This window comes from Neobacillus sp. DZ-9 (assembly GCF_059587065.1).
In genome coordinates, this window is record NZ_JCAIOL010000006.1 from 199,707 (window position 1) to 216,080 (window position 16,374).

A 16,374-nucleotide genomic window follows, 5' to 3' on the forward strand; every position below is an offset into this window, starting at 1 on the left:
AAAAGGCATCGGAATATGGTGAACACCGATGCCTTTTACAAAAGGAACAAGTTTTTATGCATTATATTTCTTATTCATACTTTATCGTTATCATTTCCAACCTAGTCGATTTCATTGTGTTATCTTAATGTGCTACTCCCTCTCCCTGGTAAATCCGAAATGCTGGAACAATCGTGTCTGAAACAATTTCTTTTCCTTTTTCACGAATGAAGTCCAATTTATAATAGGCATCAAATCTTTGACTGATTTCCGTTTTCACAAGTTCGGGCGGAGTGACGACAATGAATTGGAACTTCAGTTTTTCGGCAACTGCGAAGATCGGGTCAAGGACATGTGCCGATGCAGCTTGTCCGAACGGATTATCACAGACTAAAGGAACCCAGCTTTGATCGGTTTCGCTTTTAACTGATAATAACATCATCATCATAACCATTCTAGCTGATAGCTTTTGTCCTCCACTGCCATCCGATTTCGTCTTAGAACCTTGATTTATTGTCTGCCAGGTTGAATAATGCTCTTTTTGCGGTTTCCCGTACATAAAGGCATTATCTGTCCGCATATTATAGACGAGCAGCTCTGGATATCGATTTCGGAGTGATACAAATAATATTTGCTCATCACTAATCAGTTGTTTTATTTCTTCATCTAGTGCTCGATTGTGATCATCAATCATATCAAATTGTTTGGTAATTTTATTAATAGCAGCTACAAAGTGCTGCTTCAGCAATGGTTCGATATCTTCAGCCTTTTTAGGTAAGATGTCTTCTTTGAGCTGGACGAGCGGAAAGGAACCACGTTCATTTTTCAGCTTCATCTTCGCAATCATGGAACGAATGGCCTCTGATATGCTCATCACTTTCATGCTGGCACGGCTTGCCCAGAAGTTTTGAGCCTTTTCCGCTCTTTCCTTGTCACGTTCTAATTGTTCTAAGCCACTTTGTGAAAAACGTTTCATATTTTTAACGATGGTCTGGATATGAGCATAATGCCTTGTATCCATATGGTCTAGTGTTGTTAACACTTCATTTTTAAAACGAATCTCCCAATCTTTTCCTTCAATCGTGAGCTTTAAATTTCGCAATGATTGATCGATTTTCGCATGCTTCTCTTGACCTTCTTCCTGAATAGCTTGATGTTCTTCGCACCAGGATATGATACATGCTTTACCTAGACTCTTAATTTGTTCTAAATCATTATTCGTAAATGCTGCGGCTTCCTCTTTCAGGATAACAGATAAGGTTAACAAATCACCTTCGAAGCCCGCAATATTGGTTTCCGTTTCTTTTTGGTGTTTCTCCGCTTTCTTTACTTCCTCTTTCGTTAATTTCGTTTGGTCTTTAATTTCTACTTCCTTTACTTCTAAATCAATATCTGCCCATTGTTCAGGTTGTTTTCCATGTTTTTCGACTTTCTTTCCTGACTTATCACGCTGTTCCGTCGCGTGCTTTAAGGATGTTTCAGCCACTGTTACAGCCGTTCCTTGTTCCCGTTCTTCTTTTTCTGCCGTCTTTACTTCCTTCTGTGCCGTTTGCAGCATATTTTCTAATATACTCATAGGTTCATCTGGTTCTGGGGCTTTATTCCAATCTAGATCATGTGCATTGAGTTTTTTCTCTAATTTCTTTTGCTGCTTTTGTTCGGTTTCTTTTTTTGCTTGAAGAACAAGTAATTCTCTTGCCTGTTCTTCTTTTGATTTTTGGAGCTGTTTTAGCTCTTCGATACTTCCATTTATCTCTTGTAAAAAATGTGGTGATAACCGAGGGACATCTTCACATTGGTCTGCTTTTTCATCAGCAGGATAAACCGCTTCTTCAATAAAGAACTTAATCTCCTTTATATTTTGTTCGGTTGTAAGCTTCCATTCTACATACGTTTGATTCCACTGGTTTTGCAGTTCAACGGTCTTCTGGTGCTCTTTTCCTATTTCTTGCTGCCGAATGGTCAAGGCTTCCTGTTGTTTCTCTTTTTCTAGTTTTACCCGTTTATTTTCTTGATAAAGAGTTTTGTCTTGATCAAACTCCTCCAAAGTTTCTACATTTCTTGTAAGCTTTTCTAACTTACCTTTTGTCTTTTCAAGCTGTTCTTTTAACCCCAGCTGTAATTCCTTTTCTTTTTCTTCTTGCGCTTTGATTTCCTGTAATTTCGTTTTCAGAGACAGAAGAGAGTTTTGTTCCTGATAAAGAGCTTTTTCGATATCAATTGAAAGCTCACTTGATAAAAAACGATCGATTTCTTTTATAATACGACGTAAAGAGGCTTCTGTTTTTTCAATTTCAACAAGAGCATCTTTCTTTTCTTCTATTTGTTTAGCAACCTTTATTTTCCAGCTAGTGAATTGATTTTTATCACTTAATAGCTCTTTCTCGGTTCCATTTATAATCACAAACGATGGCTGGTGATGTTCGCTGTTCATTTCCTCACGCAAGAAAATTGGAACAGGACTTTTAAACATTCTTCCTGTAAGAACCTGCTGATTAATTTTTTGCCATTGTTGCCCGCTTACGACCAACCCGTATGGAAGGAGCGGATACGTATTAAGGGTATGTACCATTTCCTCTGGACGTAATGATTGGAGAAATTGGGTTCCATAAAACACATCAATTCCAGTTTTCTCATCTATCCATTCCTTTAATTCTTTTACGTCTTTATTTGCGATCCAGAAGGGCTCATCGTTTAAGGAATGGTCGAGTTGTGTTACCCATAATTCTTTTTTAATCTGTTCAGCTTGTTCTCGATTATTACCCAGTATTTCTTCTATTTGTATGGCATATTTCGATAAGAGCGAATGAGTAAACGGCGCTGTGACATCATCTATTAAACCAAGAAGCTTTTCTAATAGTTTTGCCTCTTTTTGCTTTTGCTCTTTATTTGCTCGGTTTAAATCTTCACATTTTTCTTCTGAAAACTGAATGGATTGGACGAGCGTACCATGAGAAGTGGCAAGCTGATTTTGCTTCTCACTAGATTCTTTATCTTTTGCTTGCAACTCTACTAATCTAGCCTTTTTGTCTTCAATTTGTTTAATAAGACTCTCGATCAAGCCCCTTAAGTCATAGGTTAAGCGGTCGCCAAATTCTTGGATGAGAGCCACTTCCTTAGACTCAAAAGTATGCATTTGTGTATACAGAAAATCGATTTCAGTACTTAGCTGAGCAATCTCTTTTGTCTTTTGTTTATCCTGTTGAGCTAGTTCCGTTCCTTTTTTCTTTAAGAACTTTTGAAACCCCACATACTGTTTAACAGCTTCTTGTATCGATAGATAGGATTGCTCCCATTGCTTTTTAGCTTCTTGCTTGATTTCATCCATTCTTTGATTTACTTGCTCTAAACCGCTATTTTGTTCCAATGTGGCTATCTGCTGAGAAAGAGAGCGAATCGTTTGTTCATTTTCACTCCATTCTTTTAATAATAACTGAAAGACCAATTGTTCTTTTCGTTCCTGTTTCTCTTTAACGATCGCTTGGAAGGAGGTATGTTTCTCCCTTTCTTCCACTAATTTCTTATCCCATTGCATGACCTCTCTGTGAGCTTTTGCAAACTCCAAATTATCATTTTGGAAGCGTAAATCCGCTTGCCTTACAGTTAATTTCTCCATGTCTGTCTTTAAGGTATGCAGCGTTTCCTCTTCCGATTGCTTCAAATGCTCTAAGGCACCAAGCAGTTGTCTACCTGCCTGTAAACTTGCATGAACAATTTCTTTATGTTCTGCTCCTTTAGCTAAGTGCTCTTCAAATGGGACAATGTCTTCTAAAAACTCTTTATGGGCTTGCTCTCTTTTTAAGAGCACTGGCAGATCCTTAGCAATACTTGCCTGGCTCTTAAAAATCTCTACAAGATCGTTCTTTTGATGTTCGGTCCGATGTAAGACTTGACTAACAGTAGGTATGATTCGTTTTTGGAAAAGGGAATGATCATCCTCAGCTCCCTCGAAGTATTTACCAACTCCGCCTTCATCCTTGTTAATGTCCTTCATAATATCCCAGTCTTTACGGTTAATTCCGTATGTATCAAGAATGCGATAGTGCTTCTTCGTATCTCGGTAAACGTCATATCCATTCCATTTTAAATAGTCCTTCAAGCTTTCAGTTTCAGCAACCTCATCATTTTCATAGAGTGGAATATGCTCAAGCGCTGCTTCCTCTTTCCGTTCAAATTCTCTTGTATAAAATGTAATATTAGGGAGGATTTTTGCTTCCTGTTCCAATGTTTTACTTTCATTTCCACTTTCTTCACTCATTGAAACCCGCTGCTCAGCTGAGAACATTCCTCCTGTTACTAGAGACGCGCGGTCTGCACCGTCCAATTCCCATTGAATAAGAACATGAAAGGTATAGGGAATAAATTGCTCTTTATTGTTAAAGAAAAACTGCTGATAATAACGATTGTTCTGTTTTCCCCATGAAGTTCCAGGTTTGAGTATTTGGAAGATGGTCTGAAGGAACACACCTTTCCCACCCCCATTCATCATTGCAATGAGGCCATTTGTTGATGTCTCATCATTATGGAAATTAAAAGTGGTATCTTTGTATTGCTTTTGCATGCCATCATACTTCAGGCCGACAATTCTAATTCGATGGATTTTCGGCATGCATATCTTCCTCCGTTGTCATCAATTTTTTTAAAAGTTCATACCGATCATAATCGTGATACAGGTATTCAATTCGCTCAAAAAGCTCTTGTTTTGGAATCACCTTAGCTATATCGTCCCGATCAAGAATGACGATCAACCCCTCTGTCTCTAGTAAGCGCATGGCGCCGGCAATTAAACCGATTCGGGTTCGTCTATTTCCTTTTTTAATCCCATAATCGTCCGTGTCAACCTCCATGTATTTCCATGTGGTTACCACTTCTTTCATATCAATTCGTTCTTCTTCTCCGAAGGCCGGTTTAGCTTTAAGAATGCTCTCCCATTTCATCATTAAGTCGTTGACTTGCCGTTCTAATGCGTAATAGCTAATCCCTTCCCGCTTCGTACGGATTTTTGCAGCCTGATTTCGGTCTATAGCTGCTAAAAAAGACATTATGACAACGCTAATAAGATGGAAGTGTTTTTTCGTTTCCACTTGCCGATGCTTTTCTTTCAAATGGGTAAAATTCGTAGCAAAGACGGATCCAGTTGGCTGGACAACTAAGTGGATGCGTTTAGGCGATTCAATAATATATGTACCTGATTCGTCTGCTAATAAAAGAACCGTCTGTCTCACTTCCGGATCAAAATAGGTCTGGAAATGTTCACTGTTTTCGTCGATGACTTTATCTTTTAATAGTGTAAAATAGACAGCTGATGCTCTTTTGATACTTTCTGCATTCATCTTTTTTCCTCCTGTACACATAATTTAAAAGGGGTCATTTTCATTTGATACCATAGGAAGGGTTCCGCCCGATGATCAAACACTGTATAGATCTTCAAGCCTTCAAACACTTGAAATTGCGGATATTCCAACATTAGTTTATAAAGAAGAATTTCTCTCTCATCGCTTAAGGTTTCTTCCTTTCGATGCAGTACTTGAACCTTCAGTGGCTTTTTATCGAACATCATCCACAAATCAATCGTTTCAGATTCTTCAAACCATAAATCCTGCACTTCTAATGGCAACTCTGCTAGATCAGCTAACGAAAACTCTCCGTTTGTTTGTAAAAATTGAAAAACATAACTCCATGCTTTAATTATAGATTCCCAGTTCGTCACTCTCAGACGAGTAATGCTTTCTTCTGCCTCATCTTCCATTACTGCATCCGTTAGTTGTTTTTCATCGAATTCTTGTTCACCCCAAATCCAATCCAATGGCAAAATAAATTCATTATTCGGTGAAAATATAGGAGAAAGTACTGTTTCTATAGTCTCAAAACGATGAACGCCTTCCTTCATGAACCAATTTTCATAAAAATGCTCTCGAAATGAAACCAGACTGTTTTCCCAAAACAATGAAGGGTTTTCCGCTTTTAATTTCATCTCAAATGAAATATTTTGAATGACTAACTTTGCAAAACGATCATGCAATTGCCTTGTATGGCCAATTTTTTCTTGCAGAAGAATCAATTCTTTCTGAATATAATCATCTTCTTCGTTTCTTCGTTTTGTCTTTTCTATCATACTAGTAATCGTACGGAAGTGATTTTTTTCCTCTTCAAATTGATTTTCAATTTCAACACGATTGTCAGCCCTTTGCCATTCCTCTTCCATCAATAAGATTTTGGGATTGTTGATCATTTCCTTTTGAAAAGTGAATTCATTTGCCATTAAGCGGTTTACGCGTGAAATGAGGTGATCGAGGTTTCGAGTAGCTTTTCTAAAATTACCGTTTTTAATCAGCTGCATACTATAGAGTTGTTCAATCGTGATTGAGAATTCCTCAGCCATTTCCCTGCTCATAAAAATCATTTCCTGAGCGACATCTGTGAGTTTATAAACAATGGATCCGCCCATTTCTAAATTCGTATATAATTCATCCATTGTGACATACCGAAATGTTTGCGTCTCCCAGGATTGTCTTATTTCATCGTAATATAAGGCTTCAAACGGTTTACTATACTCTTCTTTTCCCTGATATAAAAGCCCGCTTGTAATCCGTTCAATTTGCTTATCGTCTGCTAAAAGCTTCATTTGCTTAATCGAGTCTTCAACGATATATTTGATATCTGATTTACGTCTATGATCATCATCATTTAATTCTCTATAAAAGATTGTGAGGAGCACTTGCATGAGAATGGTTTGGATATGAGGTTTCAACTCACCTACTTCCATTCCCCTCCCTAGCTCAAACAGAGGATTTAATCGTTGCAAACGCTTGCCGAAGCCTTCCCATGATTCGTTCACGTCCATCTCCTCCATGTTTCGATTGTTAACACTTCTTGTGGGATCCGCTTATTTTCCTGCCATAATTGCTGTAATCGCACTTGCTCCTCTTCCGTAAACCATTGAAAGAATAAATCACGGTATTTGATGTTTGGTGTTTGGCCTTGTTTTTGGTCATTCCTTTGTTCTAGACATTCAAGCATTTTGCGATAAATTTTTAAGGCGGGCTGAATACAGCAGTCCGGGTATTTTTCGATAAGCCGAATGATAATCCCGTATCCCGCTGCATCAAGATCTCCTGCGTAATAGAAAAGATAGGATTTTGGCGGAAACATTCGAAAGAAAAAGGAAAAGCTCCGTTCAATTTTAGGCCCTTCACCATAAATAATCAGTTCAGGTTCATAATCGAGTTGACCCGCTTCCAATAACTTAATGGAAGTATGAAAGAAAGATAGGTTCTCGACAATCAGTACTCTCTGAATATCTTTTATTTCTTTCCCTTGTTTCATCCAAAATACAAAAGGCTCCCCGTATTTCACCATTTTAAGCTGCTCTTCTGATATTCCAATTCTAGCTAAAAATCCTTTTCCATCAGGAAAACCATCACCGTCGAGTAAAAATTTTTCATGGCCAAAGAGCTCCAGGCTTCTTTCTTCGACTGACACGATTTCCCGTTCCTGACTGGATTGGAGAAATGTATATACATTCTGGATTCGTACCCATTCTTCTTTCGTTTGCCATTCGGGATGCCGTTCATAAAAGGAAAAATCAAACTGATCACCTAATTTCATCATCTCAAGACGATCCCATTTGTTTTCCTGAACTTTTATATTAACCCAGTAATATAAGGTAAGCGCTGGTATTCTTCCATTAAATTGAGTATTTCGGATAGGGATAAGTTGTCCTTCCGTTTGCAATATTTCAATGGCACGATAAAACAATGTATAACCGTCCATTTCATCATAATCATCCAACAGCTTGCGCAGCTGAAGTTCTAAATCGTTAATATTTATTTTCTTTTTTTGTTTAGGGTGTTGAATATCTCCAATAAAACCTCTCACCCGTGTTTCAATGATATCGATGGTATTCACCTACTTGAATCTTCTTAGTTTCATAGGAATCGACTCCTACAATCCAATTTGGACATCCTTATATTATAAACTAGTTGCGGTATTGTCGGTAAATGAATTTTTCTTAATGAAGTGGCCGGCTGCAAAAGACTTGCTTTTGCTCATTCCACTAAATGATACAAAAAAGGGAGTACCAGATTTTCAATATTACCGAATTAATTTTCCCTCAATACTATCTGCGACACGTACTCAATATGTGTGGTGGCAACACATGGGGTGTTGATGAGTTTACACTTGTTATAATATAATTTTAGTTTAGAACTCAACCAATTCTTTCATTTTTTAAACAGTTATTCCCATATGGGAATAACTCATATCTTGCCACCAGGTTCCGTTGTATAATAGACTCTTACTAGTATTATTCAATAATCTAATTTAATTAAGAAGAGGGCAGACTTCAATTTAGCCCAAAAATCGAATTTACATTTTTCACAAAAATAACTTCAAGATAGAAAAAGCAGCCAAAATCTAGTAAGATATCCACATGTGATATTAGATAAGGGGTTAAAAAAATGAGCGTATTAAACGTAAAAAATTTAAGTCACGGTTTTGGTGATCGTGCGATTTTTAATGATGTGTCTTTTCGACTTTTAAAAGGAGAACACGTTGGACTAGTTGGGGCAAATGGTGAAGGTAAGTCTACTTTCATGAATATTGTTACTGGGAAGTTGCAACCCGACGAGGGGAAAGTTGAGTGGTCACGAAAAGTTCGTGTTGGATATTTAGATCAGCATGCTGTACTACAAAAAGGTACTACGATGCGTGACGCTTTGAGTACTGCTTTTCAATATCTTTTTGATGCTGAATCAGAAATTAATGAACTTTATGCAAAAATGGGTGATGAAGGTGCTGATATCGATGCATTACTTGCAGAAGTTGGAGAGCTACAAGAAACTTTAGATAGTAATGATTTCTATCAAATTAATTCAAAAGTTGAGGAAGTTGCTCGTGGTCTAGGATTAGACGATGTTGGACTCGATCGAGATGTAGATGATCTTAGCGGTGGGCAACGTACGAAAGTTTTGCTAGCTAAGCTTTTGCTAGAAAAGCCTGAAATCCTATTACTTGACGAGCCTACGAACTATTTGGATGAACAGCATATCGAATGGTTGAAGCGCTATTTACAGGAATATGAGAATGCATTTATCTTGATTTCACATGATATTCCATTCTTGAACAATGTTGTTAACTTGATCTATCACATGGAAAACCAAGAGTTGAATCGCTATGTTGGTGACTATGATAACTTCTTAAACATTTATGAAATGAAGAAGCAACAGCTAGAGTCTGCTTTCAAGCGTCAACAACAAGAAATTGCTGATTTGAAGGATTTCGTTGCTCGTAACAAGGCAAGTGTTGCTACTCGTAATATGGCGATGTCTCGTCAGAAGAAGCTCGACAAAATGGAAATTATTGAATTGGGGAAAGAGAAGCCGAAACCAGAGTTTAATTTCAAAGAAGCTCGTGCAACTAGTCGTTATATTTTCACGGCTGAAGATCTTGTTATTGGTTACAATGAACCGCTTTCTCGCCCTCTGAATTTGAAAATGGAACGCGGACAAAAAATTGCATTCGTGGGTGCAAACGGTATTGGTAAGTCTACTCTTTTAAAAAGTATTCTTGGGTTGATTGATCCAATTTCAGGTAAAGTGGAACGTGGTGAGTATCAACACATCGGTTACTTCGAGCAGGAAGTTAAACAGTCCAACTACAACACTTGTATTGAAGAGATTTGGAGCGAGTTCCCAAGTATGAATCAGGCTGAAGTCCGTGCTGCTCTTGCAAAATGTGGATTAACGACGAAACATATTGAAAGTAAAATCGAAGTCCTTTCTGGTGGAGAAAAAGCCAAAGTTCGATTGTGTAAAATTATTAACACAGAAACGAATTTACTAATTCTAGACGAACCTACTAATCACTTGGATGTTGACGCAAAAGAAGAATTGAAGCGTGCTTTAAAGGCATATCGCGGAAGTATCTTGATGGTATCCCACGAACCTGATTTCTATCGTGAAATTGCAACCGATATTTGGAATTGTGAAGATTGGACTACGAAAGTGTTTTAAATAATGATTAAGGGGTAACCAATGAATTAAAGTTCACTTGGGTACCCCTTTTTATTAACCATCCAAAATTTCTAATAAAAATATATTTTTAGATTTCTTAAAAAAGCTCATCCAAACTAAAGTTAGAATGAGCTTCTATCTATTTCAATATTAATTTTGTAATAGCTATTTACCATATATGACGGCAGTGGTTTCCATCCAATTAACCCAAGTATCGATGGTATAGCGACTTTGCTTCGGAAATATCCTTCGTTCCGTGGACTAACGCCCTTCCGTCATTAAAAACGACTAATCGGTGAGAACCCAATGTATAAGATAAAAGGAAAGGATTTCGCTGTACTGTTCCGCCATTTTTCGCCAATATTTTTTCTAAAGCTTCTAAATCCATTACTGTAGGAATGGAAGGTCGGATCTGCACAGAATCTCTTCCACATAGGACAGCTGATTTTGTTTGATTTTCAAATGATAAAAAAGGGTAAGAGCGTTCATTCCCGCAAGAAGGACAGCCCGCCTTTTTCAATTTATCTACTTGGACGGCACTAAATTGGTTTTTCCATAAATCAAAAGAAACTAGTTTGTTTCGCAAGGAATCCATATCCCCGACCAAAATTTTCAATGCTTCACTTATTTGATAAGAAACGACCATATTCACTGCTGGACTTATAATCCCTGCTGTGTCACAAGTTAATCCCCCTAGAGGAACCGTATCTAATAAACACGAAAGGCAAGGTGTCTTTTCAGGAATAATCGTGTAGGATATTCCATAGCTTCCAACACAAGCACCGTAAATCCATGGGACACCAACTTTTTGCGAAACATCGTTGATAATCATTCTGGTTTCGAAATTATCTGTTGCATCCATTATCAAATCTACTTTTTGAGCCCAGTCTTCCAGCTCTATGGCTGTAGCATCCCCAACGATGGCCTCAATGGCCACAGACGAGTTAATAACTGTTAATCGATTTTTGGCCGCGATCACTTTTGGAATCCGGTTTTTGGCATCTTCTTCTGAGTATAACTGCTGCCGCTGTAAATTGGACCATTCCACATAATCACGATCCACGATGGTTAGTTTTCCAATTCCAGCGCGGACGAGTGCTTCCGCACAGCCTGACCCGAGTGCTCCCACTCCTATAATGAGTACATGTTTATTGGAAATTCGCTGCTGCCCTGCTTTTCCAATCGGTGAAAATAGCTCTTGCCTTGAGTACCGATTATTCACCCGATGCTCATTCCTTCCTTTGGACTGCTTGCTGTTGCATATCTCTTTTTCTCGATTCGACCGGCTTCATAGCCTAATCGTCCCGCTTCTATCGCTAGTTTCATCGCTTTGGCCATTTTTACCGGATCCTTGGCCGCTGACACAGCCGTATTTAATAATACCCCATCCGCTCCTAATTCCATTGCCAAAGCCGCATCCGCTGGTGAGCCAATCCCTGCATCCACAATCACAGGAACGACCGCTTCTTCGATTATAAAGCTCAGGTTAACGGGATTGATGATTCCTTGACCAGATCCGATTGGTGATGCCCCTGGCATGACAGCATGACAACCAGCTTCTTGAAGCTTCCTGGCTAAAACCACATCATCGGAGGTATATGGGAGGACAATAAATCCCTCCTTCACTAATTCTTCTGTGGCTTTTAAGGTTTCAATCGGGTCAGGGAGCAATGTTTTATCACAGCCGATCACTTCCACTTTAATCATATCGCATAGGCCTGAAGCTTTGGCTAATTTGGCAATCCGGACAGCCTCCGCTGCGGTTTTTGCACCTGCAGTATTAGGCAGAAGCGTATATTTATTGGTGTCTAGCTGTTCTAAAAAATTCGGCTGGCTTGATTCAAAAATATTCATACGTCTAACCGCAAACGTAAGGATTTCTGCTTCGGAAACCTCTACGGCTTCCTTCTGGATTTCAAAGCTTGGATACTTTCCCGTTCCCAGTAACAAACGAGATTGAAAGGATAATGAACCGATTTTTAACATAATCAACCGCCTCCTACAAAATGGACTATTTCAATTTTATCTTTATCTGCTAATCTAGTACTTTGGTGTTCTAACTTGGTTAATATCTCACTGTTAACCTCCACGACAACGACCTTATCATGGATTTCATACTGTTTGAGAACATCTGAAACAAACAAGACATGCTCTGGCAATTGGACCAACTCGCCATTCAATAATACCTTCATGTTTACCCTCCCTAACCCACTGTTACTTTATGTCTTTCTAATTGAAATGCTGAGAGAAGACTTTCATCTAGCAATCTGCCTGCCAATAGATCAGCTACTAGTTTCCCTGTAATCGGACTTAATAAAATCCCATTTCGAAAATGCCCTGAGGCAACAAACAGTCCTTTCCAGTTGGGATGCTCACCAAGGTAAGGAAGTCCATCGGCTGTTTGCGGCCTAATTCCCGACCACACCCGCTCCCACGCTGCCTCCTTGATCTGAGGAACTAGTTGAGAGGCTCTTTCTATTAATGTAGTAATTCCTTCTGGCGTTATCTTGTTATCAAAGGTATGTTCAATCATGGTCGCGCCAATATAAATTTCCCCATTTCGTTTTGGGACCAGATAACAGCGTTTATCGGAAAAAATCGTCGTGTTGATGATCGGTTTATCCGTTCTTATCGAAAAGCATTCACCTTTAACAGGGTAAACACTAATATCCAGCCCAGATTCACGCATTAATTTCGCCGCCCAAGCCCCAGTTGCTACGACCACTTGCTCGCTATGTATGATGCCTTTGGTGGTTTTAACCCCTTTAACCTGTCCATTTTCAAAAATAAACGAAAGGACCTCCGTGTTTTCACGTATTTCCGCACCAAAATAGACAGCCGCTTTGGCAAACGCTTCGGTTAACTTTGCTGGCTGCACATGCCCATCGTTAGGGAGATACATCGCTCCGACTACATTTGGCGAAAGTGACGGTTCCATTTCTTGTAATTCCTTTGCATCCAGCCATTTAATCGTTGGATCCCATTTCCTTTGAAAGGCGACCTGTTTTTTTACTTCGTTTGCTATTTCTTCGGTTTCAGCAATTTTAAGCATCCCTTTATTCACATACTCAATATCGATTCCTGAATATTCATATAACTCACTTGTAATGGCAGAAAACATCGCCTGACTTTTTAAAGCCAACTGGAATAAAGGACCGTCTTGTTCAATCTCCGCTTGTGCTGCCAGCATTCCGGCTGCCGCACTTGACGCTTGGCAAGCCAATTGATCTTTCTCAATGATGATTGCTTTTCTTCCCATTTTTGATAATTGATAGGCAATGGAGGCCCCGTTAATTCCCCCGCCAATTATGGCAACATCAAATGAATTTTCCACTTTAACCCTCCTCTAATGCATGAATGTAAGTTTTTACAGAGGATAATGGATCGGGCGCTTCTAAAACTCCTGACATGACTGCAATCCCATTTGCTCCTGCCTGAAGTACCTGCCCCGTATTTTCGGGTGTTATGCCGCCAATGGCAATAACTGGAATGTCCAGTTGGGATATCCTAGATAATTCCTCTAGTCCTTTGGGTCTCATTCCTGGCTTTGATTGAGAAGGGAAAACATGACCGTATAGGAGGTAATCAGCACCCTTCTCTTTTGCTTTTTCTCCTTCCTCGTAGGAGTGAATAGAACTCCCTAACATAAGTTGGGGAAAATTTTCTTTTACAAGGTCTGCATCTAAGCTATGAAAGGCTAATTGAACTCCCCTAACCCTTTTTACGAAGGCAACATCGACCCGATCGTTAATAATGATCTTAGATAGGGGTATGTTTTTCTTTGTTAAAAGTTCAACTGCTTGAAAAAGGTCCCTAGCTGATCTTTGTTTCTCTCGTAAGTGAATCGCGGTTACATATGGGTGAATATCCATTACAATTTCACATAATTGCTCGATCGGCATTTTTCCATTGGAGATGATATGGAACTCATTCCCATAAAAACTAGTGATAATACATCTCCCCCCTTTGAGAAGATTCCGCTTATCTATGAAATAAAGTGAAAAACAAAAAACCACTTCCAAATGTTTAAGGAAGTGGTCGAAAATTTGAATAGAAACGATGATTCTTCAAATATCCAGTTTTCCACTTCCCTACGCTGGTATTACCCAGATCAGGTTCATAGAGTCCCGAAGTAACACTTCAATCTCAGCCCTTTAAAAAGGCACCTCTAGCGGAATTGCTTAAAATATTAATTTGTAATGTTAACCTTTAAAGATAATATTAACACTTCAGTTAGAAAAGTTAAATAACTTTTTTATACTAGGGAACCTTCATTTAACTTCTATTTAGTTTACTATGCTTTCTGCTAATTAAATTTCTTTGCTATCTTATTATTGGTAACTTCGATTTTCCCCGGCAAAACAAAAAGATACTCAATCAAGCTTTCTAATAAGTCCATTATTAATGATGTTGTCTCGTAATCCATTTCGGTTTCCAATTCAAGCATCCGATGAAGTGAACCATCAGTTGCCAATAAATGGCTAAGAGATTGAATAGGCTTTGCCAAATCCACATGATTCGGCAGGATTTCAAGCTGTTGAGACAAAGGCTGAGCCTTACTTTTATCCCCGAGAAAATGCTTTAGGATACTTTCAATCACACGTTTTGACATAACAGCAGTAGCTGAATTTTCTCTAGCTTCATAAACATTTATTGCTGAACGGTAGGCCCTGATCAGATCCTTGGGTATATTGGGTAGACTTTCTATTTGATTTACCGGATGTTTGGAAGCTTGAAGGTCATAAATAAAAGTATCAGCATTTTCGCCTTGTTCATCTATAACTTCCTTAGTCATAATGACGAATACTGCTGATTTTTTACATAATGGACAACTACTCTCAGTTACCATGCCATTCTTACTGCTCTGGTAGTTTGCATTAAGCATAAATTCAGTGGTTTTTCTGCATTCCGGGCATTCGTACTGAATATTCTTTGGTATCTTTAGATTCCCATACTTTATGTAAGAAATGACGGAGCCTGGATTTATCCTTCTCATTCGTTATACCTCCCGAATTTCATTTATGCCTATTACCAGTGTGTCTCCTTTTACTACATCACCAATTAGATTTCATTCCTATAGTTTTTTCATCCTTTAGGATTTCCATTCCAAGAACTAATTAAATAATTCCTTTCATATATGTTTTTCTCCTGGATTCATTTTTCAAAAATGAATCAGATAATATAAAAAGTGAGTGCATAAAAACACTCACCTAGAGAAAAAAATAATTGTACTTATTAATAGTTAAATAATTAGTTAGAACGTTCACCAAGCCAGTCACCAATAGTTGGGTAAGTTATTTTTGTTGCTTGGCTGCCAAATGTAATGGACGTATGACCAACAGGTAAATTTTCAAACTGTTTATCTTTACTAGAAATAGCGTCCATCAAGGCTTCTACCATATGCGGCTGGGCAATTAGATCAGATTGGCCTGCCAAGTTTAGTACATTAGCAGTGATATTGTTCAGATGGACTTTACGACCGCGGACAACCAGGTCCCCTTTAATCAGTTTGTTTTTTTGATAAAAATCTCTTATCCACTGGCGATATGCTTCACCTGGAAATGGAATTCCATCGTTTAACCATTTTTGCAGTAGTTTAAAGTTTTTTACAAATTTCTCGTTATCAGCACGATCGACAAGACTTACAAATGGTCCAAAGAAGTTTCCCATTGGTTTAATCAATTTGTTTCCAAAGTCAATCATTTCAGGAGGAATCACACCTAGAGTATCTACTACTTTATCAATATTAAAATATTTTTCATTCAGCATTGCCCCGTAAGAGCCTGAATTCTCAAAATCAAAAGGACTTGTCATAAAAATTAGATTACGAATCGGCAATTCAGGGTAAAGTGCTGCAAATATAGACGTCATCGTACCGCCCATGCAATACCCAAGGATGGACAATTCGTCTGCCTTTGATGTTTTTAAGACTTTTTTAACCGCTCTTGGTATATAGTCAACAATAAAATCATCAAGTTTCATATTTCGATCTTCGTAGCCTGGGGTCCCCCATTCAAGGAGATAGACATCAAACCCATTATTAACTAAATATTCAACTAGACTTCCACCCTCAGTTAAATCCAATACATATGGTTTATTTATTAGTGCATAAATCAAGAGTAATGGTATTTTATGCTTTTTCGGTTTTTCGGAAAGATAACGATATAGTTTCGTTTTATTTTTAGTCCAAACCACTTCTTTCGGAGTAGGCCCTACTTCTGGTTCAGCGTCAATGGTTAACACTTGGGTTGCCTTGATGACACGTTTTATTTGCTGTCCGTACTCTTGAGGGAATAAATCCAAAAGCATTTCCCATTCTTTTTCGGCATTTACACTCATGTTGTACACTCCTTCCTTAGTTTAGTTATTTTTTTTTGCTATG

The 16,374-nt window shown here is 38.4% G+C and carries 12 protein-coding genes and 1 riboswitch; of the genes, 1 reads left to right on the plus strand and 11 read right to left on the minus strand.

From position 1 onward, the window contains the following. Positions 1 to 124: 124 nt before the first annotated feature. Genes AC59HZ_RS18520 through AC59HZ_RS18535 form a run of 4 tightly spaced genes read right to left on the minus strand, consistent with a single transcriptional unit; the run spans position 125 to position 7,887 of the window. Positions 125 to 4,588, minus strand: a complete 4,464-nt coding sequence (locus tag AC59HZ_RS18520; protein WP_496547269.1) for a coiled-coil domain-containing protein — start codon at positions 4,586 to 4,588, stop codon at positions 125 to 127. Then, the gene (locus AC59HZ_RS18525; RefSeq protein ID WP_496547270.1) at positions 4,566 to 5,312 is read right to left on the minus strand and encodes a DUF6063 family protein; all 747 of its coding nucleotides are present in this window, start codon (positions 5,310 to 5,312) and stop codon (positions 4,566 to 4,568) included. Before AC59HZ_RS18525 ends, AC59HZ_RS18520 begins: the two co-directional genes overlap by 23 nt. After that, complete coding sequence (locus AC59HZ_RS18530; RefSeq protein ID WP_496547271.1) at positions 5,309 to 6,823, minus strand: hypothetical protein; 1,515 nt, start codon at positions 6,821 to 6,823, stop codon at positions 5,309 to 5,311. The genes AC59HZ_RS18525 and AC59HZ_RS18530 overlap by 4 nt, the downstream gene beginning before the upstream one ends. Further along, positions 6,814 to 7,887 (minus strand): Wadjet anti-phage system protein JetD domain-containing protein, encoded by a 1,074-nt coding sequence (locus AC59HZ_RS18535; protein WP_496547272.1) that lies wholly within the window; start codon positions 7,885 to 7,887, stop codon positions 6,814 to 6,816. The genes AC59HZ_RS18530 and AC59HZ_RS18535 overlap by 10 nt, the downstream gene beginning before the upstream one ends. A 551-nt stretch (positions 7,888 to 8,438) precedes the next feature. Here AC59HZ_RS18535 and AC59HZ_RS18540 point away from each other — a divergent pair. Next, entirely contained in the window at positions 8,439 to 9,992 is a 1,554-nt protein-coding gene (locus tag AC59HZ_RS18540) for an ABC-F family ATP-binding cassette domain-containing protein (RefSeq protein ID WP_496547273.1), read from the plus strand. A gap of 202 nt (positions 9,993 to 10,194) precedes the next feature. Here the strand turns inward: AC59HZ_RS18540 and AC59HZ_RS18545 are convergent, their stop codons facing one another. The 7 genes from AC59HZ_RS18545 to phaC form a co-directional block, all read right to left on the minus strand. Further along, on the minus strand, positions 10,195 to 11,214 hold the full coding sequence (locus AC59HZ_RS18545; protein WP_496547274.1) for a thiazole biosynthesis adenylyltransferase ThiF: 1,020 nt from the start codon (positions 11,212 to 11,214) through the stop codon (positions 10,195 to 10,197). After that, positions 11,211 to 11,978, minus strand: coding sequence for a thiazole synthase (locus AC59HZ_RS18550; RefSeq protein ID WP_496547275.1), 768 nt, complete (start codon positions 11,976 to 11,978; stop codon positions 11,211 to 11,213). Before AC59HZ_RS18550 ends, AC59HZ_RS18545 begins: the two co-directional genes overlap by 4 nt. Positions 11,979 to 11,980: 2 nt before the next feature. Next, positions 11,981 to 12,184 carry a sulfur carrier protein ThiS gene (thiS, locus tag AC59HZ_RS18555; protein ID WP_496547276.1) on the minus strand — a complete coding sequence of 68 codons (204 nt, stop codon included), beginning with the start codon at positions 12,182 to 12,184 and terminating at the stop codon, positions 11,981 to 11,983. Positions 12,185 to 12,195: 11 nt separating this feature from the next. Then, a complete protein-coding gene (thiO, locus tag AC59HZ_RS18560; RefSeq protein ID WP_496547277.1) occupies positions 12,196 to 13,326 on the minus strand; it encodes a glycine oxidase ThiO in 1,131 nt (376 codons plus the stop codon). Position 13,327: 1 nt separating this feature from the next. Then, complete coding sequence (gene tenI, locus AC59HZ_RS18565) at positions 13,328 to 13,981, minus strand: thiazole tautomerase TenI (RefSeq protein ID WP_496547439.1); 654 nt, start codon at positions 13,979 to 13,981, stop codon at positions 13,328 to 13,330. An 82-nt stretch (positions 13,982 to 14,063) separates the two neighbouring features. Then, positions 14,064 to 14,172, minus strand: a riboswitch (TPP riboswitch). 126 nt (positions 14,173 to 14,298) lie between these two features. Next, on the minus strand, positions 14,299 to 14,988 hold the full coding sequence (locus AC59HZ_RS18570) for a DUF4145 domain-containing protein (protein WP_496547278.1): 690 nt from the start codon (positions 14,986 to 14,988) through the stop codon (positions 14,299 to 14,301). A gap of 254 nt (positions 14,989 to 15,242) precedes the next feature. After that, positions 15,243 to 16,331, minus strand: coding sequence for a class III poly(R)-hydroxyalkanoic acid synthase subunit PhaC (gene phaC / locus AC59HZ_RS18575; protein ID WP_496547279.1), 1,089 nt, complete (start codon positions 16,329 to 16,331; stop codon positions 15,243 to 15,245). Positions 16,332 to 16,374: the final 43 nt, after the last annotated feature.

Coding starts and splice junctions, on each gene's coding strand:
- AC59HZ_RS18530 (WP_496547271.1), bottom strand. CDS start 6,823: ATGGACGTGAACGAATCATGGGAAGGCTTCGGCAAGCGTTTGCAACGA.
- phaC (WP_496547279.1), bottom strand. CDS start 16,331: ATGAGTGTAAATGCCGAAAAAGAATGGGAAATGCTTTTGGATTTATTC.
- AC59HZ_RS18570 (WP_496547278.1), bottom strand. CDS start 14,988: ATGAGAAGGATAAATCCAGGCTCCGTCATTTCTTACATAAAGTATGGG.
- thiS (WP_496547276.1), bottom strand. CDS start 12,184: ATGAAGGTATTATTGAATGGCGAGTTGGTCCAATTGCCAGAGCATGTC.
- AC59HZ_RS18550 (WP_496547275.1), bottom strand. CDS start 11,978: ATGTTAAAAATCGGTTCATTATCCTTTCAATCTCGTTTGTTACTGGGA.
- AC59HZ_RS18520 (WP_496547269.1), bottom strand. CDS start 4,588: ATGCCGAAAATCCATCGAATTAGAATTGTCGGCCTGAAGTATGATGGC.
- AC59HZ_RS18540 (WP_496547273.1), top strand. CDS start 8,439: ATGAGCGTATTAAACGTAAAAAATTTAAGTCACGGTTTTGGTGATCGT.
- AC59HZ_RS18525 (WP_496547270.1), bottom strand. CDS start 5,312: ATGAATGCAGAAAGTATCAAAAGAGCATCAGCTGTCTATTTTACACTA.